General features: G+C 56.5%; 23 protein-coding genes, 2 tRNA genes and 1 riboswitch. Of the genes, 13 read left to right on the top strand and 12 right to left on the bottom strand.

Translation table 11 applies throughout. The features are described from left to right. The first annotated feature begins 36 nt into the window (after positions 1-36). The 3 genes from P8T57_RS17685 to P8T57_RS17675 all read left to right on the top strand — a co-directional run bounded on the left by P8T57_RS17685 (position 37) and on the right by P8T57_RS17675 (position 1,673). A complete protein-coding gene (locus P8T57_RS17685; protein ID WP_341363861.1) occupies positions 37-480 on the top strand; it encodes a helix-turn-helix transcriptional regulator in 444 nt (147 codons plus the stop codon). A 78-nt stretch (positions 481-558) separates the two neighbouring features. Next, the gene (locus P8T57_RS17680; RefSeq protein ID WP_341363860.1) at positions 559-882 is read left to right on the top strand and encodes a HigA family addiction module antitoxin; all 324 of its coding nucleotides are present in this window, start codon (positions 559-561) and stop codon (positions 880-882) included. Next, on the top strand, positions 882-1,673 hold the full coding sequence (locus tag P8T57_RS17675; protein WP_341363859.1) for a hypothetical protein: 792 nt from the start codon (positions 882-884) through the stop codon (positions 1,671-1,673). The genes P8T57_RS17680 and P8T57_RS17675 overlap by 1 nt, the downstream gene beginning before the upstream one ends. Before the next feature lie 98 nt (positions 1,674-1,771). Here P8T57_RS17675 and P8T57_RS17670 read toward each other — a convergent pair. The 5 genes from P8T57_RS17670 to P8T57_RS17650 all read right to left on the bottom strand — a co-directional run bounded on the left by P8T57_RS17670 (position 1,772) and on the right by P8T57_RS17650 (position 4,278). Continuing rightward, positions 1,772-1,848, bottom strand: a tRNA-Arg gene (locus tag P8T57_RS17670). A 144-nt stretch (positions 1,849-1,992) separates the two neighbouring features. Next, complete coding sequence (locus P8T57_RS17665; RefSeq protein WP_062951849.1) at positions 1,993-2,286, bottom strand: ETC complex I subunit; 294 nt, start codon at positions 2,284-2,286, stop codon at positions 1,993-1,995. A gap of 127 nt (positions 2,287-2,413) precedes the next feature. Continuing rightward, a tRNA-Pro gene (locus P8T57_RS17660) sits at positions 2,414-2,490 on the bottom strand. A gap of 184 nt (positions 2,491-2,674) precedes the next feature. After that, complete coding sequence (locus P8T57_RS17655) at positions 2,675-3,121, bottom strand: DUF192 domain-containing protein (RefSeq protein ID WP_007090044.1); 447 nt, start codon at positions 3,119-3,121, stop codon at positions 2,675-2,677. Next, positions 3,118-4,278, bottom strand: a complete 1,161-nt coding sequence (locus P8T57_RS17650) for an acetoin utilization protein AcuC (protein WP_341363858.1) — start codon at positions 4,276-4,278, stop codon at positions 3,118-3,120. Before P8T57_RS17650 ends, P8T57_RS17655 begins: the two co-directional genes overlap by 4 nt. A gap of 150 nt (positions 4,279-4,428) precedes the next feature. Between P8T57_RS17650 and P8T57_RS17645 the strand changes: the two genes are divergently transcribed. Together P8T57_RS17645 and P8T57_RS17640 are read left to right on the top strand one after the other, a co-directional pair. Next, positions 4,429-4,734, top strand: coding sequence for a DUF6506 family protein (locus P8T57_RS17645; RefSeq protein WP_007090046.1), 306 nt, complete (start codon positions 4,429-4,431; stop codon positions 4,732-4,734). A 45-nt stretch (positions 4,735-4,779) separates the two neighbouring features. After that, on the top strand, positions 4,780-5,856 hold the full coding sequence (locus P8T57_RS17640) for an alpha/beta hydrolase (RefSeq protein ID WP_341363857.1): 1,077 nt from the start codon (positions 4,780-4,782) through the stop codon (positions 5,854-5,856). A 35-nt stretch (positions 5,857-5,891) separates the two neighbouring features. Here P8T57_RS17640 and P8T57_RS17635 read toward each other — a convergent pair whose 3' ends face one another. The 3 genes from P8T57_RS17635 to P8T57_RS17625 all read right to left on the bottom strand — a co-directional run bounded on the left by P8T57_RS17635 (position 5,892) and on the right by P8T57_RS17625 (position 8,086). Further along, positions 5,892-6,488, bottom strand: a complete 597-nt coding sequence (locus tag P8T57_RS17635) for a GNAT family N-acetyltransferase (RefSeq protein ID WP_341363856.1) — start codon at positions 6,486-6,488, stop codon at positions 5,892-5,894. Between the two features lie 78 nt (positions 6,489-6,566). Then, positions 6,567-6,761 (bottom strand): DUF3008 family protein, encoded by a 195-nt coding sequence (locus P8T57_RS17630; RefSeq protein ID WP_341363855.1) that lies wholly within the window; start codon positions 6,759-6,761, stop codon positions 6,567-6,569. Positions 6,762-6,940: 179 nt separating this feature from the next. Continuing rightward, positions 6,941-8,086, bottom strand: a complete 1,146-nt coding sequence (locus tag P8T57_RS17625; RefSeq protein WP_341363854.1) for a citrate/2-methylcitrate synthase — start codon at positions 8,084-8,086, stop codon at positions 6,941-6,943. 103 nt (positions 8,087-8,189) lie between these two features. Here P8T57_RS17625 and P8T57_RS17620 point away from each other — a divergent pair, with 103 nt between their 5' ends. Continuing rightward, the gene (locus P8T57_RS17620; RefSeq protein WP_341363853.1) at positions 8,190-9,587 is read left to right on the top strand and encodes a CoA transferase; all 1,398 of its coding nucleotides are present in this window, start codon (positions 8,190-8,192) and stop codon (positions 9,585-9,587) included. Between the two features lie 16 nt (positions 9,588-9,603). Here the strand turns inward: P8T57_RS17620 and P8T57_RS17615 are convergent, their stop codons facing one another. Next, positions 9,604-10,461 (bottom strand): LysR family transcriptional regulator, encoded by an 858-nt coding sequence (locus P8T57_RS17615; RefSeq protein ID WP_007090052.1) that lies wholly within the window; start codon positions 10,459-10,461, stop codon positions 9,604-9,606. A 98-nt stretch (positions 10,462-10,559) separates the two neighbouring features. Here P8T57_RS17615 and P8T57_RS17610 point away from each other — a divergent pair, with 98 nt between their 5' ends. The 5 genes from P8T57_RS17610 to P8T57_RS17590 all read left to right on the top strand — a co-directional run bounded on the left by P8T57_RS17610 (position 10,560) and on the right by P8T57_RS17590 (position 16,497). Then, complete coding sequence (locus tag P8T57_RS17610; protein ID WP_341363852.1) at positions 10,560-11,543, top strand: quinone oxidoreductase; 984 nt, start codon at positions 10,560-10,562, stop codon at positions 11,541-11,543. A gap of 1,021 nt (positions 11,544-12,564) precedes the next feature. Next, a riboswitch (TPP riboswitch) is annotated at positions 12,565-12,676 on the top strand. Beyond that, on the top strand, positions 12,667-13,491 hold the full coding sequence (locus P8T57_RS17605) for an ABC transporter ATP-binding protein (RefSeq protein ID WP_341363851.1): 825 nt from the start codon (positions 12,667-12,669) through the stop codon (positions 13,489-13,491). (Overlaps the previous riboswitch by 10 nt.) After that, positions 13,488-14,291, top strand: a complete 804-nt coding sequence (locus tag P8T57_RS17600; RefSeq protein WP_341363850.1) for an ABC transporter permease — start codon at positions 13,488-13,490, stop codon at positions 14,289-14,291. The genes P8T57_RS17605 and P8T57_RS17600 overlap by 4 nt, the downstream gene beginning before the upstream one ends. A 72-nt stretch (positions 14,292-14,363) precedes the next feature. Continuing rightward, the gene (locus P8T57_RS17595) at positions 14,364-15,317 is read left to right on the top strand and encodes an ABC transporter substrate-binding protein (RefSeq protein ID WP_341363849.1); all 954 of its coding nucleotides are present in this window, start codon (positions 14,364-14,366) and stop codon (positions 15,315-15,317) included. 136 nt (positions 15,318-15,453) lie between these two features. Next, on the top strand, positions 15,454-16,497 hold the full coding sequence (locus tag P8T57_RS17590; RefSeq protein ID WP_341363848.1) for an MBL fold metallo-hydrolase: 1,044 nt from the start codon (positions 15,454-15,456) through the stop codon (positions 16,495-16,497). A gap of 286 nt (positions 16,498-16,783) precedes the next feature. Here the strand turns inward: P8T57_RS17590 and P8T57_RS17585 are convergent, their stop codons facing one another. Next, positions 16,784-18,106: an FAD-binding oxidoreductase gene (locus tag P8T57_RS17585; protein ID WP_341363847.1), complete on the bottom strand. Its 1,323-nt coding sequence runs from the start codon at positions 18,104-18,106 to the stop codon at positions 16,784-16,786. Positions 18,107-18,175: 69 nt separating this feature from the next. On the opposite strand from P8T57_RS17585, the gene P8T57_RS17580 reads away from it, so the two are divergent. Beyond that, the gene (locus tag P8T57_RS17580) at positions 18,176-19,357 is read left to right on the top strand and encodes a PLP-dependent aspartate aminotransferase family protein (RefSeq protein WP_341363846.1); all 1,182 of its coding nucleotides are present in this window, start codon (positions 18,176-18,178) and stop codon (positions 19,355-19,357) included. 48 nt (positions 19,358-19,405) lie between these two features. After that, positions 19,406-20,461, top strand: a complete 1,056-nt coding sequence (locus P8T57_RS17575; RefSeq protein WP_341363845.1) for a ChaN family lipoprotein — start codon at positions 19,406-19,408, stop codon at positions 20,459-20,461. Between the two features lie 20 nt (positions 20,462-20,481). On the opposite strand, the gene P8T57_RS17570 is transcribed toward P8T57_RS17575, so the two are convergent. Both P8T57_RS17570 and P8T57_RS17565 read right to left on the bottom strand, forming a co-directional pair. Next, the gene (locus tag P8T57_RS17570; protein ID WP_007091596.1) at positions 20,482-21,024 is read right to left on the bottom strand and encodes a hypothetical protein; all 543 of its coding nucleotides are present in this window, start codon (positions 21,022-21,024) and stop codon (positions 20,482-20,484) included. Between the two features lie 115 nt (positions 21,025-21,139). Next, positions 21,140-21,586 (bottom strand): hypothetical protein, encoded by a 447-nt coding sequence (locus P8T57_RS17565; protein ID WP_341363844.1) that lies wholly within the window; start codon positions 21,584-21,586, stop codon positions 21,140-21,142. Between the last annotated feature and the right edge of the window lie 107 nt (positions 21,587-21,693).

Genomic DNA, 21,693 nt, shown 5'->3' with positions numbered 1-21,693 from the left:
CGGCACGCCAACGCCACCAAACGGGAACACAGCACCATGGGCACCGAAACCAAACACACCGGACACAACACGCGCTGGCATGTCGTGCGCGATGCACAGATGAACCCGGTTTCCGTTGTGATGGCCTTTGATGACTTCAAGGCCGCATTCCCCCGCGAAGCCGCCAGCGTCCTCGCCGACAGCGAAGCCGCCGAGGATGCGGAACTGATCCGCCTTGCCGATGAAGTCAAAAACGATGAGAGCTTCCCGTTCGAGATCGTCAAACGCCTTTCCAACGGGGAAAACCCGGTCAAGGTTTACCGCGAACATCGCGACATGACCCAACCGCAACTCGCCGAACTGGCAGACGTTTCAACCAACTATATCAGCATGATCGAAACCGGCAAAAAGACCGCCTCGCGCAAACTGCAAGCCAAACTGGCCGGCATCCTTGGCGTCGATTATGACGATCTGGAAACATGGACCGTCGATGGGGACTAAGGCATGAATTTGCGCATGGACAATAAGGGGACGGTCCCTTTTCTTGCTTCTGATCCTTGATCTGGAGGATTATCACTGATGAACGCACCCCGCCCGCTTCGCCGCAATCGCCGCCCGACCCATCCGGGCGTGATCCTGCGCGAACATTACCTTGTCCCCCGCAAAATCCTGCAAAAGCATTTCGCCGATGATGTCGAAATCAGCGAAAAACACCTGAGCCGCATCATCAACGGCCATGCCCGTATTGACGCCCCGCTGGCCGCGCGCATCGCCAAAACCCTTGGCAACACCACCCTCTTCTGGGTGAACCTTCAGGCATCCGTTGATGCCTGGGACGGCGAACAGGCCGAAGCCGACTGGCAACCGCAAACGGTGTATCCACCAGAGCGGGCGGCAAGCTGATGAAACTGCCCGACTTTACTCCGCTGATTCTGCTTAGCACCGGTGCTATCACAGGAGCTCTGTGTGCAGCGCTATTCTTCCCAAACACAGTGCCCTTACCGGATGGATGGGGTGACGTGTTGGGCTCGTCACTTGGTGTTGCAGGTGCGTTCTATATAGCGAGAACAACATTCTGGCTGGAATATAGAACTAAAACAAAGGACGCAACCAAACCGCTTTTGACCCACCTGTATATTGCTCTTGCCGGTGTCCACTCTTGCAAAGATGCCCTTCAAAAGAATCAAGAAGTTCTCAAAGGTTTGGCAAAATTGTATCAATCCTGCACAAGCGAGAAGACCAAAGGACTGTTACATGCCTTAAAAAAATTTAACACGCCCATACCTTTTACACCTGAGCATCAACAACTTTTCGACGAAGCTGATGATACCTTCAAAACCCTCAGAGCTGCGGCCTGCAACGACATTGACCACATTGCGACTTACTCTACATCTCGGTCACTTCCTGAGGCTTGTCAGGCGGTACAGACAATAAAAATGGAGTTCATCGGCCACTTGGAACCAAATGAGATTATGTGGCTTTCGACTCTCATAGAGAGCCTTGAGAAGGCGGAGGAGACCGACATCAATATAGCCAATATCATCCATGAACTCACAGAAATAAGCCCAACATCCCCTCCCGATGACATCAAAAACATTCGGTATAAACTTGAGCTTATGCCTGCCATTATGATTGATGAAATGACTAGACAAGAAGATCGGCTTATTCGTGTCATAAAAAGATTGGCCAGCTAAACGAATAAAGCGATCAAACATCCAAACTTTATCAAAGATATTGGACATAACCCAATCCGCCCAACATCGGTACAACTTCTAAAATCAACAAAGAAAAATGGCGATCCCTGCAGGACTCGAACCTGCAACCTACAGATTAGAAGTCTGTTGCTCTATCCAGTTGAGCTAAGGGACCGCTGTGGGGGCCGGTTGGTGCCCCGGGGCAAAGCATTGGACGCCTGCCCGGCTGATATCTTTTCAGTCTTTAACGTCTTCTGTCAGACGAACGGGGCGGAAACCGCCCCGATGATGGTGATCGGCCGTCTTGATGGCCGAAGGATCAGACGACGCGTTTGAACGCGAAGTTATCGGCATAGGCCTGCACCCGGCGGACGCGCGATTTCGGCTGTTCGATATCGGCAATCAGCTTGTGACGGGCGGCAAATGCCTGTGCTTCTTCAAGGGTATCGAAATACATGCGCACCTGGCCACGGGTATCGGTCGATCCGATCCAGCCCATAAGCTGATCAGCAACCTTCTTTGCACCCGGTTCAAATTCCATCACCCAGTGTTTGGTCGCCGCACGACCGGACTGCATGGCGTTTTTGGCAGGTTTGTAAACACGGACCTTCATCGGGACCCTCGTCTTGACCGTCGGATAAGATGACATGAATGCGGGGCTCTCTAACACCCGCTGTCTCGTCATCTTTTACACCTTTTGCCGGCACATGAAAACGTGTCCGTATGGCAAAAGGGAAAAATGGTCGGGAAGGCGAGATTCGAACTCGCGACCCCCTGCTCCCAAAGCAGGTACGCTACCAGACTGCGCTACTCCCCGACGCGGATGTGGATTTAGCACCATAATTCCGCACGGGCAAGACCGCATTATGCGTTTTTTGCCCGTATTGGAAATAAAATGCAGCCCAAAAACCAAAGGCCGCAGAAATCATCCGCGGCCTTGCTATTGCTGATTGAGGATCGCATGGCCGCAACGGGCCTGTCACGATTGCTGTTACTATGTCTTAGCGCGGCAGCCCTTCGACCTTCTCGCCAACTTCAAATCCCAACCGGTCCGCCGAACCGCCATTAAGCTCCAGAACAAAGCGCACCGGCTTTGGCCCCGGAATGATGGTTTCGGATTTCGGCACGGTGCGTTTTTCAATCCCGACAATCACGCCATTCTTGTCGATAAACAGCATATCAAGCGAGATGAAGGTATTCTTCATCCACATTGAAATGTCGCTGGCGCGGCCAAAATCAAACAGCATCCCGGCATCCTCGGCCATTTCGGTGCGGAACATCAATCCGCGGGACCGTTCATCGGGTGTAACCGCCATTTCAACATTGAAAACCTTGCCATCCACCAGCAGGCGCGATCGTTCAAACCCTGTTGCCTTTGCATTCAGCCCCGCCATCACGGCAGCACTGATAAAGCAAACGACCAAGGTCATTTGAATGAACGACTTCATAACCCATACCCCTTCAGTCTTTGGACGCGTGTCCTGACTTCGTCACGTATGTCCCCGCCGCGCCACGGATCTTTAATGCTGGTCAGCATTTTTTCGTCCGGCTGCTTTCCACGGCTATGCGTCCATTTTACGGCACGCAGGATATTTTCCGCTGTGATGGCTAACACAGGTGGTATTTCGATTTCGTTTACAACCGCCCACACCCCGGACCAACAGCGCGCAACCCCATAAGGGTTATATCCTCCGCCCCCCAGTACCAGACACCTGGATGCCATTTTGATCATGGCCCCGACCACGTCCCAAATGGCCTGATTACCAAGCATCTGTCTGGATAATGGATCTTCTGCTAATATATCACATCCACATTGCAAAACAATGGCTTGTGGTGAGAACTCCTGCGCAAGCGGTATGAAATATTCATGAAGGACATAACGCATCTCGTCATCATGCATGCCACTTGGCATCGGCAGGTTCCGCGCCATTCCCCCGGCGACATCATCAATCGTCCCGGTGCGCGGCCATAGCCCTTCTTCATGCATCGAAACCGTCAAAACACGGTCATCATCGGCAAAGGCAATCTGCACACCATCGCCGTGATGGGCATCAATATCAAGGTAAAGCACCCGATCCAGCCCCGAATCGAGCAATTCAAGAATGCCCAGAACCGGGTCGTTGAAGTAGCAAAACCCCGATGCCCGATCACGCAATCCATGATGCGTGCCCCCTGCCGGATGATGGATGATTCCGCCATCGGCAATCAGCCGGGCGGCCATGATCGATGATCCGGCCGCCGTCGCCGGACGCCGGAAAATTTCCGGATAGATCGGATTGCCGTTTTTACCCAACCCGTATCTGACCATCATGTCCTCGGGCAACATCTGGTCACGTTCGGCCTGTGCCACGGCGGCGATATAGTCGGGATCGTGAAAGCGTGACAGTTGTGCCGGCGTTGCCACCGGCCCGGTCAGGTAATTTTCCCCATCGACCCAACCCATCGCATGCACCATATCCACCACCAGCGATACCCGCGGGATCGACAGGGGGTGTTTGGGCCCGTAACTCGACCCGCGATAAATCTCGGCCGCGATCATGCGCGGACGAATATCGTGGCGGCGACGATCGGGATAATTCAGAACAGGTTCATCAGATGGCATCATGACCGATCATGCTTCATTCGGGCTGGGCTCGTTGGGGCATCGCAGGATTGACGCGCAAACGCATCCGCGTAACTCTGCTCCCGGAACACTTTCTCTTTTCTTAAACGTCCTTTTATTAAACGCCCCTTTTCTTAAACGACAGGCCGCCCCATGCCGATCAAAAACTATGCCTTTCTGATCAAGGCCGACGGATACCCGGTACGTGGCACACAAACCACCCTGCCCGGCGATGGCTTCACCACCCATATCTTTGCCGCGTCAAATATCGCGGCCCTGATCGTTGCGGCGCAAAACTTTGCCCAAAACGGGATAGAGGTCATTGAAACCTGTGGCGGTTTTTCCGATACGGATTTTGATGCGGTCAAAAACGCACTTGATGGCCGCGTCGCCCTTGGCCGGGTCACGTTTGACGCCGCCAATCAGGCCCTTCTGACCCGTTTCATGACATCGTCCTGATCGCTCTCAATCCATCGTCATCACCAACCCGTCGGAGCCCCGCCCGTGCCCGGAAAAACGTCAAAACGCCACCGCCTTTTCGCGCGGCTTGCGATCCTGATCATCGTTATTGTCATTTTCGGCGGTTTTGCCCTTTCCGGGCTTGCCGATTTTGATCTTGAAGGTCGCAATACCCGCCTTGTCGAATTTGACGATCACGGCAACCGGCTTTCGGGCACCCTGATACTGCCCGATGGTGCGGCGGCCGACACGGCCCCCATTGTCCTTCTGATCCATGGCGACGGCCCGCAGGACCGCTTTTCGCATGACGGTTACCTGCCGCTGATCAACAGCCTGCTTGATGACGGAATTGGTGTTTATAGCTGGGACAAGGCCGGCATTGGCAACAGCACGGGCAACTGGCTTGATCAATCCATGAATGATCGCGCCAACGAGGCGATGTCGGCCTTCGCCGCCCTTCGCAACCTTGATGGCAACCAAAACCGCAAAATCGGTTTTCTGGGGTTCTCGCAGGCTGGCTGGGTCATCCCCGATATCGCCAATCGCCTGCCCGATGCCGCCTTTCACATCCTGGTCGGCGCGGCAGTCAATTGGCAGCATCAGGGCACCTATTATAGGCGAACGCGCCTCGCGGCCCTTGGCACCCGGCCCGATGAAATCGCCATGCGCATTGAAACCGCGCACAACATGGATAACCGGATTTTTGGCCCCGACAGCACCTATCAGGACTATCTGGCCATCCCCCATGATCAGGAAGTCATGTCACAGGACCGCTATGAATTTGTGAAACGCAATATCGGATCAGACGCCACCGGGCCGCTTGAAACAGTCACATCGCCCCTGCTTGCCCTATGGGGCGAAGATGACCTGAATGTTGATGCCGCTTATAATGCAACGATCTATCGCAAGCTTGCCCTGCCCAACAATCGCGCAAACAGGGTCATCACCCTTCCCGATGCGACGCACGGGTTGCTGCGCAGCCGCCTGTTTAATTATCAGCTTGCCGATCAGATGCCCGACATCGTCAAACTGGCCTTTGTCGTGATGGGGCGGCATGTCTATGCCCCCGGCGCGATGGATCACATCACCACCTGGATCAAACAGATCACGCAAAGCCCATAGCCCGGCGCGCTAAAGCGTTTTGTGTTTAATCCGCATCAAACCGGCAACATCATTGTCGTTGCCGTGCGAAACCCGAACAGATGACGCAGCAGGCCAAGCTCCTGCACCTCGCCCGCAACAAAGCCGCATCGTTCATAAAGGGCACGGGCGCGCGGATTGGTATCGATCACGTCAAGCCGCACCTGCGCCAGATTGCGCGCCCGGGCTTCATGTGCAATCCCGTCCAGAAGTGCCGTGCCAACACCTTTGCCGCGCGCATCAGGATCAACAAAAATGCCGTCCATCAACAGCACCCCCTCGGACAGATCCCGTTCAAGAATATCGATCAGAACACCGCGCCACAATCCGCCCCACGCGCCATAAATCGCGCAGATATCCGATAGCTTCCCGCCAATAAACGCCCCCGCGGGCGTTTTGAAACCGGCAATGCCCAGCAGATCACCATCGGACGACACTGCACTGATCGCATGTGCCGGATCAACAACCCGTCTCAGGAACCGCAACGCCTTGTCCTCCGGCTTCAACACCGGGGCAAGCTTCTGGCGAAACGCCTGCCAGAAAAGATCAAGCGCCTTGTCGATATGGCTATCTTCGATGCCATGATGAATGGAAAAAGGCTGCCGGTCCTGCATCTGTACCTTCCGCGATCCTGTCGATCCGAAAAAGATAACCGGACGGCATGATTTCACAAGCCAGGGATGTGATACCGATCACGATCCCGACTTGGATTTATGCTCCGGCTTGCCCTTGCGCTGGCCCGATGCCAGTTCCTCAAGCTCCTCCTCGGACATGCTTTCTGCCATCTCGCGCGCAGCCCCGGTCAGTTCGCTCTTTTTCTGCTCGCCACGCTTGACCGAAAGCGCCAGACCGGCAGCTTTCTGCTGGGATTTCGATTTTGCCGGCATTGTCTCGTCCTTCGTTACCGTTTGCCCTGTTTATCAAACAAACCAGACCGGCACGTGTTCCGAAAAGTCGATAAAAACGCGCGCGCATGCCGCAACGCCCCAAACCGTCACTCCCGCGAACGCGGGAGTCCATCGCGCCGCAAATTCAATACCCCCAAGACCACCACATGCCCACACCCTCACCCGGCCACAGCCGCCCGCGGCCGAATGATCTTGCCACTTTGGCGTTGTTCAAACAGATGCGCGATCCAGCCTGCCATCCGCCCGACAGCAAAAATGCCAAGCCCCGCCCCTTTGGGCAAATCAAGTTCGCGTTCCAGCAACGCCAGCCCGAAATCAAGGCTGGGATATTGCCCGGTTTCATCCGTCACCCGGTTGGCAATCCGCGCCCAGAACGCATCGCCGACCTGCCCGCAGGATTGCATAATCGCGCGCGTGCGCGGATCGCCATCGGGATAAAGCGGATGCCCGAAACCGGGCGGCACGCCATCGCGTACCGGATCGATATTGCGCCGTTCCACCCGGTCCATCCATGCCCGGCAACGCGGCGTTAACCCGCCATGCCGACTGCCCGATAATGTCGCCAACCCCGCCAGCAACGACGCCGGAACACTCGCCCCCGCCGATGCCGCCACCCGCACCGCATAGGCCGACGCATTCAATTCATGATCGGCACACAGCACAAGCGCGCGGCGCAACAGATCCGTCGCCTCCGGCTTCGCCGACCAGGCCCGCGCCAGCATCACATGGATCGGACTTTCGCCGTCATCGCGCAGACCGGCGGCGGCCAGGGCCGCAAGCCGCATCAGCTTCGCCGCAACCGGGCGGCCATCCCCGGCAGGATGGTTTGTCACCTCGCCCGCCATCATCGCAATCATCCGGTCAAACGGTGTGGCGTGATTGGCCGGGATGAAATCCGGCGCGCAGCATCGATCCTGATCGACCCGCAATCCCGCCAGAAGACGCGCGGCATCTTCAAGCGTCATGGTGTCAGACAGCCCCACCGCATCCCTGCCGCGATAGAAAAACCGCCCATCGGCAATGCGGGTGATTTTCGACACCAGTATCGGTTCGCCCCAGTCAATCGTCGATGCCGCCACCGATTGCCGCGACCGGCCGCGTTTTTTGCCCGCGATGATTTTGCGCACATCACGATGGTCATAAAGGCTTTTGCGTGCGTCCCCCGGATGGGCAATGGCGCGCACGATCCCGCGGCTGACATAGGCATAAAGCGTATCGCGCGATATGCCGGTCGCCGCACAGACTTCCTGTGCCGACAGCGTGAAAAATGCGGTTTCATTCATCGGATCATCAAGATTTTTCATATCGATTATCTTGATCAAGATTGACGATTTGTCCAGCCCCGCGTGATCCTTGGGTGATCAATCCCCGCCCCGCGCCACCAGTGCGGAAAAAGGAGCCACCAACATGACCGCCATGACCGACAAGACCAATCCGTTCATCGCCCCGATTACCGATGCCCTTAACGCCGCCCTTGATCTTCCGGGCGGCACAAACGCCATGCCCGATATCAAAATCACCGGCACGGACGCCCTGCCATCCTTCTTTGCCGTCACCGATCTTGCAACCGCGTCCATCGGCATCGCAGCCGCCATGATCTCGCGCTATCGCTGTTTGGCGACTGGCGATCTGGCGGACATCACTATTGATCAAAGGCTGACATCAAAATGGTTTGATATGACGATCCGCCCGATGGGCTGGGAATTGCCGCCGGTCTGGGATGCGATTGCCGGTGACTATAAAACCGCTGATGGCTGGATACGGCTTCACACCAACGCCCCGCATCACCGTGCGGCCGCCCTGTCGGTTCTGGGCGATTACACGGACCGCGAAGCCCTCGCCCCGATTGTCGCAAACTGGAAATCCGATGACCTCGAAACCGCAATCATTGCGGCGGGCGGCTGTGCCGCCACCATGCGTAGCCTGGGTGACTGGCAATCCCACCCGCAGGGGGTTGCGATTGCGGCCGAACCGCTGATCGGCTGGCAGCATCACGGCATCACCGCAAAATCCCGCCACGTTATCCGGCCGAACCGGCCTTTGGCCGGGATCCGCGTGCTTGACCTGACCCGCGTCCTGGCTGGCCCCGTCGCCGGGCGGTTTCTGGCGGCCTATGGCGCGGATGTCTTGCGCATCGATCCGCCCCACTGGGACGAGGGCGCGGTAATCCCCGAAATCACCCTTGGCAAACGCTGTGCCGGGCTTGACCTCAAAAGCACCGAGGATCGCAAAACATTCGAAAGCCTTCTGGCCGGTGCCGATATCCTGCTGCATGGCTACCGCCCCGATGCCCTGCCCGGCCTTGGCTATGGCGCGGACGAACTTCGCCGCATCAATCCCGGCCTGATAGATGTGACACTCTGCGCCTATGGCTGGACCGGCCCGTGGGCCAAACGGCGCGGCTTTGACAGCTTGGTCCAAATGAGCTGCGGCATCGCCGATTTCGGCATGAAACAGGCCGATGCGCCAAAACCAACGCCCCTTCCGGTGCAGGCCCTTGACCACGCAACCGGCTATCTGATGGCGGCAAGCACCATCCACGCCTTGTTGCTCCGCAGCCAGACCGGCCAGATCACCACCGCCCGCCATTCGCTGGCCCGCACCGCCCACCTGCTCTGCCAGACTGCGCAACCAACCCGACCCCAAACCATCGCCCCCGAAACCGAAAACGACATCGCCCCGCATCTCGAAACCACAAGCTGGGGCAAGGCCCGGCGCGTTCGGTTCCCGGCCACGATTGATGGCGTCGCACATGGTTGGGATTACCCGGCAGGACGGCTTTTATCCAGCGCGGCAGCGTGGTAAGCAATATATCAATTACTCAGACGATCTGGGTTTTCAGCACGGCAACAGTCTTGATCAGGAAATCCATCACAGTTCGGATGCGTGGTGCATGACGCAGATCCTCATGCACCAGCATCCAGACCTCGCGCGGTGGAAAACTTTCATGAGGATAAAGGCGGGCCAGCCTTGGATCGGCATCCCCGACAAAGTGCGGTAAAATCGCAACTCCCAACCCCGAGCCAGCCGCCGCAGCCTGTATGCTGGTATCATTGCTACGCAGCACGACCTTGCGCCCATGCAACCGCTCCTCAATCCAGCGATGTTGCGGGATACTAGCCGTCGTTTCATCCCAGCTGATAAAGTCCCAGACATGCTCGGGCTTGTCATAATCAGGTGCGCTGTAAAAACCGAACGGCATATCCGTCAACTTGCGCACTGTGACCGCCGATTTTTCCGGGCGCGACAGGCGCAACGCAATATCGGCCTGCCGCCGGTTCAGGTCTGTTGATCGGGTTTCCCCCTGCAAAACAAGATCGATCTCAGGATGCTGTTCTCGCAATTCCCGGACTTTTGGCCCGATAATATGACTGGCCAGTGCCGGTGGTGCGCTCACACAAACAGTTCCTGAAACATGGTCGGCGGATCCCGCCGCAACACGTTCAACCGCCTGCATTGCCAGAACCGCCTGACGCCCCTGTTCGGCAACCAGTTTGCCATCAACCGTCAACATCACCGACTTCGGCAAACGATCAATCAACCGGACCCCGAATGTGGTTTCAAGCGCATTGACCCGACGCGCAACCGTGCTGTGATCCACACCCAGTTCCCGTGCCGCTGCCGAAAAACTGCCCGTATCAGCCAAAGCCAGAAAGTATCGGTAGTCTTCCCAATTCATTTGCGCATTTTTCCCCATTAACTACGCAAATATAGGGAATTTCCCCCAAGAAAAACAACGGATATTCCTGATATCACATCGAATGTCAGGAGTATTTCATGACCAGAATCATCGAACTCAGCCAAATCGGCGGCCCGGAATGCCTTCAGGAACGCGCAATCAATTTACCCGCACCAGCCGTGGGTGAAGTCCGGATTGACCAAAACCGGATAGGGGTTAATTTTGTCGATATCTATCATCGCGTCGGCCTGTATCCGCTGCAAGAAAAGCCCGCGATTATCGGGGTTGAAGCTGTCGGAACCGTTACGGGAACAGGTCCTGACGTGACCGGCTTTGCCATCGGCGACAAGGTTGCCTATGCCGGTTTTCCGGCCGGAAGCTATGCCTCAGAACGCAACATTTCGGCAAGCCAGCTGATCAAAATCCCCGATGATCTTCAACCCGATCAGATCGCCGGTTCCTTCCTGCGCGGCATGACTGCCTACCTTTTATTAGAACAAATTGGCCGCGTCTCACCGGGCCAAACCGTTCTGATACACGCAGCAGCAGGTGGTCTGGGCCAGATACTGGTCCGCTGGGCCAAGCATTTAGGGGCGACAACCATCGGCACAATCGGCTCCTCAGACAAGGCACTGGCAGCACGAGCGCAGGGGCTTGATCACGCGATCTTGTATCGCGAACAGGATTTTGAAACCGCCATCATGGACCTGACATCAGGACGGGGTGTTGATTACGCGATTGACGGGATCGGCGGCGATAATCTGACCAAATCCCTAAACGCGACCAGGCCGTTCGGAATTACCGCAACAATTGGTCAGGTTGCCGGAGACATACCGCCTCTTGATCTGCGGCATCTGACCAACCGGTTTCTTGCACGGCCCAGTATCCTTACGTATGTCACGGATACAGAAAACTATCACCGGGCCGCACACGCGTGGTTCAATATTTTGCGTCAGTATGAGTTCCCGGCCGCGACCGAATATCCCCTTTCCGAGGCCGCACGTGCACATGCCGACCTTGAAGCGGGCCGAACAAGCGGAGCGATCACGCTGGTAACACAAGCCGATTGCACACCCAAGTAATCAATCGCGGTCCTGTACAGGTCAACAGGCATCGACAAATCAATTGGTTGATGCAAGCCCATGCTGCAGGGCCGCCGTGATACGCGCAACCCAACCGCCCCCAGACCATCGCCCCCAAAAACAGAAAATGACACCGCCCAGCATATCGGAACCACAAGCCGGCGCAAAGCAAGGCGCATTTGCTTCCCGGCGGTGATCGATGGCTTAGCACATGGACGGGATCACCCGGCGGGCTAGCTTCGAACGGTCGATCCGATCACTTCCGGCCATGGCGGCACTTCCGGCAACCAGTGAACCCAAGACAAACCTCGGGCGTCTGCAATCCTCGCCAACAGACGGCCTTCGGGCTCACCGCCCCCACCTGTCCCACCATCGACGGGCCACTGACCGCCCACGGCATCGCTGCCCGCTCCGGCCCCTTTCGGCAATGGCATGACCTCCGAAGGCCGGACATACCTCGGGCGTCCAGCAACCTCGCCGAAGGACCATCATCGGGCTCCCTGCCGCCTCGATCACCGTCCGGCCCCGGCAGCAACGCGCCACCCCGGCGTCCAGACACATCTCGGGCCGCCGCAATCTTCATCAGCAGACGGTTTTCGGGCGCACTGCCCCCAACCTGTCCACCACCGACGGGCCACAATCCGATGTCGCCAATGCTGCCATTGCTGCCGCTTCCGGCAAATTCGGGGTCCGTTCCCCGACAAGACGCACCTCTCCCGTCATGACAAACAAGCGCATTAAAAGCATATTAGAACCGGCTCGGAATGCCGCCGTAATGGCTCCGCCATCCGCCGACGCATATCCTGCGGGGTGCCCCGCCGCCCTGCCTCAATCCTTGCCGCCGCATCCTGATCCCCTCTTTGATCTGGTCCCAAACGCAAAAACCCGCGAGGCACAAGGCCTTGCGGGTTTCGGTCCGGGTGTATTTCTCCCGTTGACTTTTATCTTATGCCACAAACAAAAGAACAAATCAAGAACTTTTTCCAATGCTTGACGTAACGCGATGATCTGCGCATAGTCCCGTCATCTCCAGGGGGGCTGATCGTGAATCGGCTGAGAGGTTCGGTGTTGCCGGACGACCCTTTGAACCTGAACCGGTTAAGACCGGCGTAGGAAGGATCGCATGCGCAAGACAGAATCAGTGCCGAAACCGGCAACCTCCCCAAATTCCCCCGTTATGCCGGGCAACACAACGCCGTTTGATGTTCATCTGCGCGGTGGTCGCGTGGCCTTTAACGGCGACGATATTTTCCATGATCTTGATCTGAGTTTACCTGCCAACAGCATCACCTGTTTGCTGGGCCCATCTGGTGTCGGCAAAAGTACGCTGTTGCGCTATCTCGCCGGGCTGGTTGATGGCGAGGCCGACGGGGATATTGCCTGCTCGGATGGCAAGCCGCTTTTGGGTCGGGTTGCCTATATGGCGCAGCAGGATTTGCTTCTGCCGTGGCGGAGTGTCCGGGAAAATGTGGTGCTGGGGGCGGTGCTTCGCAATCAACGCCCCGATCTTGCACGCGCCGATGCGCTGATTGCCAAGGTCGGGCTATCAGACGCCGCCCACCTGCGCCCGGCCGAACTTTCGGGCGGGATGAAGCAGCGCGCCGCCCTTGCCCGCACCCTGATGGAAGACCGCCCGGTTGTCCTGATGGATGAACCGTTTTCGGCCCTTGATCCGCTTAACCGCATGCGCCTTCAGGACCTTGCCGCACGGGTATTGCGCGGCAAAACGGTTTTGCTGGTCACCCATGATCCGCTCGAAGCCCTTCGGATCGGGGATCGCGTTCATGTCTTGCGTGGCACCCCGGCGGTCCTGAGCGACGCCATCCTTCCGGCGGGCACAATCCCGCGCGATGTCACCGATCCGGAAATCCTCCGCCATCAGGCCGAACTGCTCCGTCAGCTTGGCGCCACCGCAGAGGAACTCAACCGGGCGGAGGATCTGGCATGACCAACCAAACAACGCCCCGCACCCCACTTACCGAACGGCGGCTGCTGAAACTCGCCCGACCCGTCATCATCATCGCCGCCCTGATCGCGACATGGCAGATTGTTGTGACCGTCACCGGCGCACCAAAATATATGCTGCCCGCCCCCTATGAAGTCTGGCTGACCCTGATCAAGCGTCATGACGTGTTGCTTGACCACGCCAGATACACGATTGCCGAAACCGTGATCGGGCTTTTTGCCGGGGCGGCATTGGGGGCTTTGGCAGCCCTTCCGATGGCACTTTTTGCCCCCGTGCGGTTCTGGCTGATGCCGATCTTGCTCGTGTCGCAGGCGATCCCGTTTTTTGCGCTGGCACCGCTTCTGGTATTATGGCTGGGCTTTGGTCTGGGCTCAAAAATCGCGATGGCGGCCTTGATCATTTTCTTCCCCGTCACGGTCGCGTTTTTTGACGGGTTATCACGCACCGAACCGGGCTTCCTCGACCTTGCCCGCACCATGGGTGCCAGTCGCTGGCGGTTGCTGACCCATGTGCGCCTCCCCGCCGCACTGCCTTCATTTGCCTCGGGCTTTCGGGTCGCAACCGCGGTTGCCCCCATCGGGGCTGTGATCGGCGAATGGGTCGGGTCAAGCCACGGGCTTGGCTATCTGATGCTGCATGCCAATGCACGGGTTCAGATCGACATGGTCTTTGCCTGCCTTCTGATCCTGTGCGCGTTTTCAATCACGCAATATTTCCTTGTCGACCGGGCGTTACGTGCGGCTTTGCCATGGCAGCCCGACAGCCTGAAACCGGCAAAATAAACCGAATTCCCCGCCCGAAACTGCGGGACAGAACATCAAAAATATATCCGATATCCGATAGGAGGTTCATCCATGTCACGCCTGAAATCCATGATCACCGCAGCCACGATTGGTGCGGTTGCGATGGGAATGACCAGCCCGGCATTCGCCGCGGACAAGCTCACCATACTGCTGGACTGGTTCGTCAATCCCGATCACGCGCCCCTGATCGTCGCCAAGGAAAAGGGCTTTTTTGCCAAGCATGACCTGGATGTCGAGCTGATCGAACCGGCCGATCCATCCGCCCCGCCGCGCCTTGTTGCCGCCGGTCAGGGTGACGTTGCTGTGAACTATCAGCCGCAGCTTCACGTGCAGGCCGCCGAAGGCCTGCCATTGACCCGGATCGGCACGCTGGTCGCAACCCCGCTTAACAGCCTGATCGTTCTGAAAGACGGGCCGATCAAGGAAATTGCCGACCTTAAGGGCAAGAAAATCGGCTATTCGCTGGCCGGTTTCGAAGATGCGTTACTCGGCACGATGCTGGGCAAATACGGGGTTTCGATTGACGATGTCGAACTGGTGAATGTCAATTTCTCGCTCTCGCCATCGCTGTATTCCGGGCAGGTCGATGCGATCATCGGCGGCTATCGCAATTTCGAGCTCAACCAGATGGAAATCGAAGGCAAACCGGGCAAGGCATTTTATGTCGAGGAAGAAGGTGTTCCGCCCTATGACGAGCTGATCCTGACCGTGCGTAACGACAAAACCGATGATCCGCGCTTTGCGCGCATGCTGGCTGCCCTTGAAGAAGGTGTGCAGTATCTGGTCAATCATCCCGATGACAGCTGGCAGGCCTTTATCGCGGCCTATCCGAACCTGGATGACGAGCTTAACATCAAGGCATGGGCCGATACCCTGCCGCGCTTTGCGCTCCGTCCGGCCGCTATTGACCGCACCCGTTATGCCCGCTTTGCCGATTATCTCAAGGATCAGGGCATTATCGAAACCGTTCCACCGCTTGACAGCTACGTGACCGTGATCGAATAAACCGACTGGAATGCAGGCCGGAACCAAACGCGGTTCCGGCCTTTTCCATTGATCAGCCCGCACTTGCACAATTCCCGATCCGCGACACATTCATAAGATCGAAAATATCAATCAGCCGATCAGGGGATTTGACCGCGTGACTGACAAAAAACGCCCAACGCACCACACAGCATTCGGATTTGAAAACCGCTATCCCCTGCCGGAAACCGGCAAAAGATCATTCTGGCGCTTCCTGAAGCGGCGTTATTTCGGCTCTGAAAACTGGCCAAAAGCCAAACACCAGCACGGCAAAATCCCGACCGAGGCCCCGGATATGGACGCGATCCACAATCCCGATCCGGCGCGCCTGCAAGTCACATGGATCGGCCATGCGACGGCTCTGGTGCAATATGGCGGGCTCAATATCCTGACCGACCCGGTCTTTGCCAAACGGGCATCGCCGTTCCGATATGTCGGCCCCAAACGATACAGCCAGCCGGGATTGCGGATCGATCAGTTGCCGACGCTTGATCTGGTGCTGCTGTCGCACAATCATTACGACCATTTCGATGTCGAAAGCCTTGGAAAGATTGGCAATGGCCCGCGCTATATCCTGCCGCTGAAAAACGGGGTCCTTCTGGAAAAGGCCGGAATCTCCCCCGACCAGTACGAAGAACTCGACTGGGATCAAAGCCTTTCGCATGGCGGCGTTACCATCACCCATGTGCCCAGCAATCACTGGTCGGCGCGCACCACCAAGGACCGCAAGGAAATGCTGTGGGGCGGATATATCCTTGAATTCGCAGATGGCTATCGTTTCTATTTCGTCGGTGATACCGGCTGGAACGAACGGCTGTTTACCGAAATGGGCGAACAATATGGCGGGATCGATTTCGGCCTGATCCCGATCGGGGCTTACGAGCCCAGCGATTTCATGCGCAACGCCCACACCAACCCCGAAGAAGCCATTCAGATCATGCAGGTAATGGGCATCAAGCAGGCGCTTGCCATTCATTGGGGGACTTTCGTCCTGACCGCAGAACCGGTTGACGAACCGCCGGTGCGATTGGCATCGGCACGCAAGGATGCCGACATTGGCGCGAATGACTTCATTGCCGCCCCGATTGGGGCAACACGGTTTTTTGACGGCAAAACCAATCATCAGACGAATGATTTACCCGAAACCAAAGCCGCGCAATAGAGCATAACAGATAGGTGAAGACCGGCAACGTGCAGATCGTTGCCGGTCTTCGAAAGCCGAAACCCTGGCCGCAATGTTTGGGAGAACTGCGATCATGGTCTCGGCTTTAGGCGATTTGTGCTGCACCGAAAAGAGCCAGACCAACACCGGCGACCGATGCAAATTTCATCATGAGCTTCAAATTAAAAGTTACGTTATAACATAACATTTAATTGCATGACAGATACCCTGCGTCAAGACCGTTTGAAAACGATCCCGACGCCAGATTATTCCTCACACAAAAAGATCAGACCCGCGTGCGCGGTTTGCGGATGGTGCCGTCCTCAAACCGTGAAAGCTCCATCCCGGCAAGCGTAATGGATGGCTGCCCGGTTGTGATCCAGTCCGCCAGCACCTTGCCGACCACTGGCCCCATGGCAAATCCGTGGCCGGAAAAACCGGTGGCGACAAAGAAATGTTTTGGATTGTCGAACTGATCGATCACCGGTATGGCATCGGGGGTAACATCGATATCGCCCGCCCATTTATCGGCAATACCGACCTGTTTGATTTGCGGAAAGACCTTTTGCAAATTGGCCATCGCGTTATTCACGCGCACCTCGTAGGGCTGCGCCTGATTTTCCCGCCGCCCGATCAATGGCTGCTTTGATGCCGCCGAACCCGGCAGGCGATCAACAAGGTCATCAACAAACCGCCTGTTCAGATGGAATTTGAAGGTCGCCCAATTAGCAAACAGGCCCGGTGCAAAATCGCGGGCATATTTGAACCGGCCCAATGTCAGATCCAGATCGGTCATGAATTCGTCAGCGATATTCATCGAGCCATCGGCACGTTGACGAAACGCCAGACCGGCGGCCAATGTACCGGCGGCTGAAATTTCCGGCACCGGGGTGGTGCGGATCACCGTGCCGCGCGTGGTTTGCTGCGGCAGGCGACGGCCGAATTTGGCAACGAATTTATGCGTCGCGGCCCCAGCGGCACAGATCACGTATTTGCATTTGATCTCGCCACGTTCGGATATGACCGAACTGATTGCACCGCCACTCGTTTCAATGCCAATGGCACCGCAACCTTCGGCAATAAAGGCGCCGAGTTCACCGGCACGTTTTGCGATTGCCGGGGCGGCCTTTTTCGGTTCGGCCTGCCCGTCAGACGGGGTATAAATCCCGCCAACGCCGGGGCGCGTGATGCCCGGTGCGATCCTGGCAACCCCCTTGGGATCAAGCACCTGCGTTTCGATATCAAATCCTTTGGCGTCTTCGATCCATTGCTCAAATTCCGCCATTTCGGCATCATCGCGCGCAACGAACATGACCCCGCCCTGCCGCCATTCCAGATCAGCATTCAGTTCCTGTTCAAGCCCCTGCCAGATGCGGTTGCATTCGATCATCAGGGGCAGTTCAACCGGATCGCGGCCCTGCTGACGCACGAACCCCCACGCCCGCCCCGACTGATGCGAGGCAATGGTGTCCTTTTCCAGAAGGACAACCTTCATGCCCGCCTTGGCAAGGTAGTACGCGCTGCTGGCACCATGGATACCGCCGCCGATAACGACAACATCGCATTCTTTGGGAAGGTCGAATTGGGGATCGTTCGTGATATGGGGCATCTGAATCAGTCGTTCTTTTGTTTTCGTTTTGGGATGTGGCGTGTTCCACGTTATGTTGCGCGGCAATAAATGACAACAAAATCAGGTGCCACCATGTCTGCCGATAACAAGAAACAGAACCCCGCAACCATCACGGCTCAGGCCCTGGGCTGGGTCGAGGAAACCACCCGTTCGGTCACCCCGCCGATCTATCCGTCGACCACGTTCGAACGCAATACCGATCTTAGCTATCACGATGGCCGATGCTATACTCGCACCGACAACCCGACCTATGATCAGGCCTGTGCGGTTCTTGACGCGCTCGAAGGTGGCACACAGACGCGGCTTTTCGCATCGGGCATGGCCGCCGCCGTTGCGTTGCTGCATGCGTTATCACCAGGCGATCATGTGGTCGCGCCAAAGGTAATGTATTGGGCACTGCGCAGCTTCATGCTCGATAGCGGTGTGCGCGCCGGTCTGACATTTGATTTTGTTGATAATGGCGACACGGCCCAGTGGGTGAAACATATCCAGCCGGGCAAAACCAGAATGGTCTGGCTGGAAACGCCCGCCAACCCGGACTGGCAGATCACCGATATCGCCGCCGTTGCCGATGCCGCGCACAAGGCCGGGGCGATTGTTGCGGTTGACAATACGGTTGCCACACCGCTTCTGACCCGCCCGATTGAACTGGGTGCAGATATCGTCATGCATTCGGCAACCAAGTATCTTAACGGACATAGTGATGTTCTGGCCGGCACACTTACCACTGCAAACAAGGACAGCGAATTCTGGCAACGCGTTTGCAAACAGCATGCAGGCGGCGGCGGTGTTCTGGGTGTGTTCGAAGCATGGCTGCTTTTGCGTGGTATGCGTACCCTGTCAATCCGGGTCGAACGGGCCAGTGCCAATGCCATGGCAATCGCCCGCCATTTCGAAAACCACCCTGAAATCGCGCAGGTCCAGTATCCCGGCCTTGAAAGCCATATCGGCCATGACATTGCCAAGCGTCAGATGACCGGCGGATTTGGCGGCATGATGTCGATCCGGGTCAAGGGCGGCGGCAAACGGGCCGTGGATTTCCACAATCAGTGCAAACTGTTTAAACGCGCGACGTCACTTGGCGGGGTCGAAAGTCTGATTGAACACAGATCATCGGTCGAAGGCCCAACAAGCCCTGTACCCGATGATCTGTTGCGTTTGTCCGTCGGTATCGAAGATGCCCACGATTTGATCCATGATATTGAAACCGCCCTGGATTTGAGTAAATAAAGTCGGAATGAAAATCGGCCAATCAACGGACTGGAAATTCCACGCGTGATGAAAACTGTGTTTCGTGCCCGCACACGATCTTGTTTCAAACAATCACTTTCGCTGTGTCTTGCCATTACAGCAATGATCGCGGCGACGGAAATTCCGGTTCGTTCGGCGCAGGCGCAAGCCCGCACCTCAAGCCAACCGGCAGGCATGCGTGATATTCCCGATGCCAATTCCCTGCCCCCGGCACCGGGACTGATTTTCGATATGGCCGAGCAGCGCTATATCATGTTTGACGACCTGGTTTCGCATCTTGCCGGGACGCGTTTTATCCTGATCGGGGAAAAACACGACAATCCGATCCATCATCATCATCAGGCACAATTGGTCCGCGCGCTAAGCAAACGCGAAAACACCAAGCGTGCAGTTGTCTGGGAAATGTTTAATCGCGACCAGCAGGAAAGCCTTGATCAGGCCTGGCAGGCTGTACCGCCCGAGGAACTTGGTAGTGAGTTGAAGTGGGGCGAAAGTGGTTGGCCATCATGGCATGACTATGCGCCGATTGCCGAGGCGGCAAAGGAAAACGGGCTGCCGATGGTTGCAGGCAATCTGCCCCGGGATGTCCTGCGGCCCATGATCAACGAAGGTATCAGCGCCCTGCCGACCGAGCTTGCGCAAAAGCTCTCCCTGCCGGCGCTACCCGATGATATTGCCGCACGATTTGATCAGGAAATTGCAGTCGGTCATTGCAACATGTTACCCAAATCGCAATTACCTGACTTTTCGCTTGTGCAGTTTGCCCGCGATGCGTCGCTTGCGCGCGCGATGATTGATGCGAACAAAACCATTAGCCCGGATGGCGCATTCCTGATTGCCGGTGCCATGCATGTGCGTGATGACATTGCGGTACCCTACCATCTGCGGCGTTATGCACCTGATATCGACGATAACGACATTGCAGTTGTCATTCTGGTCGAGGCAGATGACCCGGGTGAAGACCTTCCTGGTGTGCGTGATTATGCGCTTCGGATGGGATCAGAAAATGTGGCGGATTTCATGTGGTTCACAAATGATCTGCCACGTGCCGATCCGTGCGAAGACATTCAGATTGGACAATAGGTCCGAGCAAAAACCGAAAATTATTTGATTCGACGGGGCAACCAATCGGTGGTCGCAACCGGTTTGCCCTTATGCGAACGCATGACACGCGGGCGGACAACTTCTTTTGCCTCAGGCGTGGTGGCACTTTTACGGACCGAGGCATAGAAATCCACCATCACCTGAAACGGGATCACTGTCCCCGGCCCCTGTTTATATGCATCAAGATAAGGCGGATGATTGCGCACGGTTTCGCTAAGATGTTCGACAGAGTGATGACCAAACTGCGACCAGATACTTTCGATAAAATGCTGCGTTTTGGGATCAACCGATTTAAGCCGCACATCCGGTCGACTTTCTTCCATGACGGCATAGACGTTCGGTTCAATCGGACCAATATCATCTGCGATGAAAACAGCGGGCATCAACATGCGACCGTGATAATTGGCCCCGTAATAGGCCTGCGCCAGATACAGCAGACGATGAAGCTTTTGCGGTTGCAGATATTCGTTGTCGTTTAATGCATGATCAATCAGGCGAAAAACGGCTTCGAATACGGAATTAAGGACCGGCTTGTTCTGCATATCTGATCCAGCAAACGAAACGCATGGCGGATCACGATCATAATGCCGCTTGGGCACGACAACAAGGACCGGAACGGAATGTATTATTCACTTTTCAAGGAAATCCGGCAGGCGATCAGATCAAAGCATCAACCCGTGTGCCGCGAATACCCGCACCATGCACAACAGCATTAACCACCGCATAGAATGATGTTCCGCTATTCGCGCTTAGATCGAATGGAATTTCCGGATCAAGAAGGCTTGCGAAATCGATATCGCTTTCGGGTGAAATCGCACCTTCGCGGTCGCTTGCCCGACGAGCCGCCGACAGACGGCTTTGTTCGGCGCGCTGGTCTTTCTGATCACCCGCACTTCCCTGTCCGGATTGCTGTTTGCCCTTGCCGTCGATATAGGCATTGAACAGGATACCGTCATTATCCGGGTCATAAGTGTAATGCTCGCTGGGGGCCTGAATCTGGCTATTGCGGTCAACCGTCGCCACACCGCGCGCACCAGCAGCCGCAAGTCGGCCATACTGGCTGACCTGACTTATGGACTGGTTGTTGACGACAGGTGCGACCATTTTCCTCTCTCCAGCCGAAACCGGAACATGTTACAGCATTATTCAACTGTAAGATTATATCCCAATTACGGCTCAAAAGAGACAAGAATCGTCATTTTCAGTGGGTA

The sequence above is a fragment of the Thalassospira sp. SN3W genome, assembly GCF_038070535.1.
GTDB classification, from domain to species: Bacteria; Pseudomonadota; Alphaproteobacteria; order Rhodospirillales; family Thalassospiraceae; genus Thalassospira; species Thalassospira xiamenensis.
This window is presented reverse-complemented; position numbering and strand designations above follow the sequence as displayed.

Excerpts from the sequence above, each read along its gene's own strand:
- P8T57_RS17620 (WP_341363853.1), top strand. The coding sequence starts at position 8,190 with ATGACCGCCATGACCGACAAGACCAATCCGTTCATCGCCCCGATTACC.
- P8T57_RS17675 (WP_341363859.1), top strand. The coding sequence starts at position 882 with ATGAAACTGCCCGACTTTACTCCGCTGATTCTGCTTAGCACCGGTGCT.
- P8T57_RS17610 (WP_341363852.1), top strand. The coding sequence starts at position 10,560 with ATGACCAGAATCATCGAACTCAGCCAAATCGGCGGCCCGGAATGCCTT.
- P8T57_RS17595 (WP_341363849.1), top strand. The coding sequence starts at position 14,364 with ATGTCACGCCTGAAATCCATGATCACCGCAGCCACGATTGGTGCGGTT.
- P8T57_RS17650 (WP_341363858.1), bottom strand. The coding sequence starts at position 4,278 with ATGATGCCATCTGATGAACCTGTTCTGAATTATCCCGATCGTCGCCGC.
- P8T57_RS17600 (WP_341363850.1), top strand. The coding sequence starts at position 13,488 with ATGACCAACCAAACAACGCCCCGCACCCCACTTACCGAACGGCGGCTG.
- P8T57_RS17655 (WP_007090044.1), bottom strand. The coding sequence starts at position 3,121 with ATGAAGTCGTTCATTCAAATGACCTTGGTCGTTTGCTTTATCAGTGCT.
- P8T57_RS17570 (WP_007091596.1), bottom strand. The coding sequence starts at position 21,024 with ATGCAGAACAAGCCGGTCCTTAATTCCGTATTCGAAGCCGTTTTTCGC.
- P8T57_RS17625 (WP_341363854.1), bottom strand. The coding sequence starts at position 8,086 with ATGAAAAATCTTGATGATCCGATGAATGAAACCGCATTTTTCACGCTG.
- P8T57_RS17580 (WP_341363846.1), top strand. The coding sequence starts at position 18,176 with ATGACAACAAAATCAGGTGCCACCATGTCTGCCGATAACAAGAAACAG.
- P8T57_RS17605 (WP_341363851.1), top strand. The coding sequence starts at position 12,667 with ATGCGCAAGACAGAATCAGTGCCGAAACCGGCAACCTCCCCAAATTCC.
- P8T57_RS17565 (WP_341363844.1), bottom strand. The coding sequence starts at position 21,586 with ATGGTCGCACCTGTCGTCAACAACCAGTCCATAAGTCAGGTCAGCCAG.
- P8T57_RS17665 (WP_062951849.1), bottom strand. The coding sequence starts at position 2,286 with ATGAAGGTCCGTGTTTACAAACCTGCCAAAAACGCCATGCAGTCCGGT.
- P8T57_RS17645 (WP_007090046.1), top strand. The coding sequence starts at position 4,429 with ATGCCGATCAAAAACTATGCCTTTCTGATCAAGGCCGACGGATACCCG.
- P8T57_RS17680 (WP_341363860.1), top strand. The coding sequence starts at position 559 with ATGAACGCACCCCGCCCGCTTCGCCGCAATCGCCGCCCGACCCATCCG.
- P8T57_RS17685 (WP_341363861.1), top strand. The coding sequence starts at position 37 with ATGGGCACCGAAACCAAACACACCGGACACAACACGCGCTGGCATGTC.
- P8T57_RS17575 (WP_341363845.1), top strand. The coding sequence starts at position 19,406 with ATGAAAACTGTGTTTCGTGCCCGCACACGATCTTGTTTCAAACAATCA.
- P8T57_RS17630 (WP_341363855.1), bottom strand. The coding sequence starts at position 6,761 with ATGCCGGCAAAATCGAAATCCCAGCAGAAAGCTGCCGGTCTGGCGCTT.
- P8T57_RS17585 (WP_341363847.1), bottom strand. The coding sequence starts at position 18,106 with ATGCCCCATATCACGAACGATCCCCAATTCGACCTTCCCAAAGAATGC.
- P8T57_RS17615 (WP_007090052.1), bottom strand. The coding sequence starts at position 10,461 with ATGAATTGGGAAGACTACCGATACTTTCTGGCTTTGGCTGATACGGGC.
- P8T57_RS17635 (WP_341363856.1), bottom strand. The coding sequence starts at position 6,488 with ATGCAGGACCGGCAGCCTTTTTCCATTCATCATGGCATCGAAGATAGC.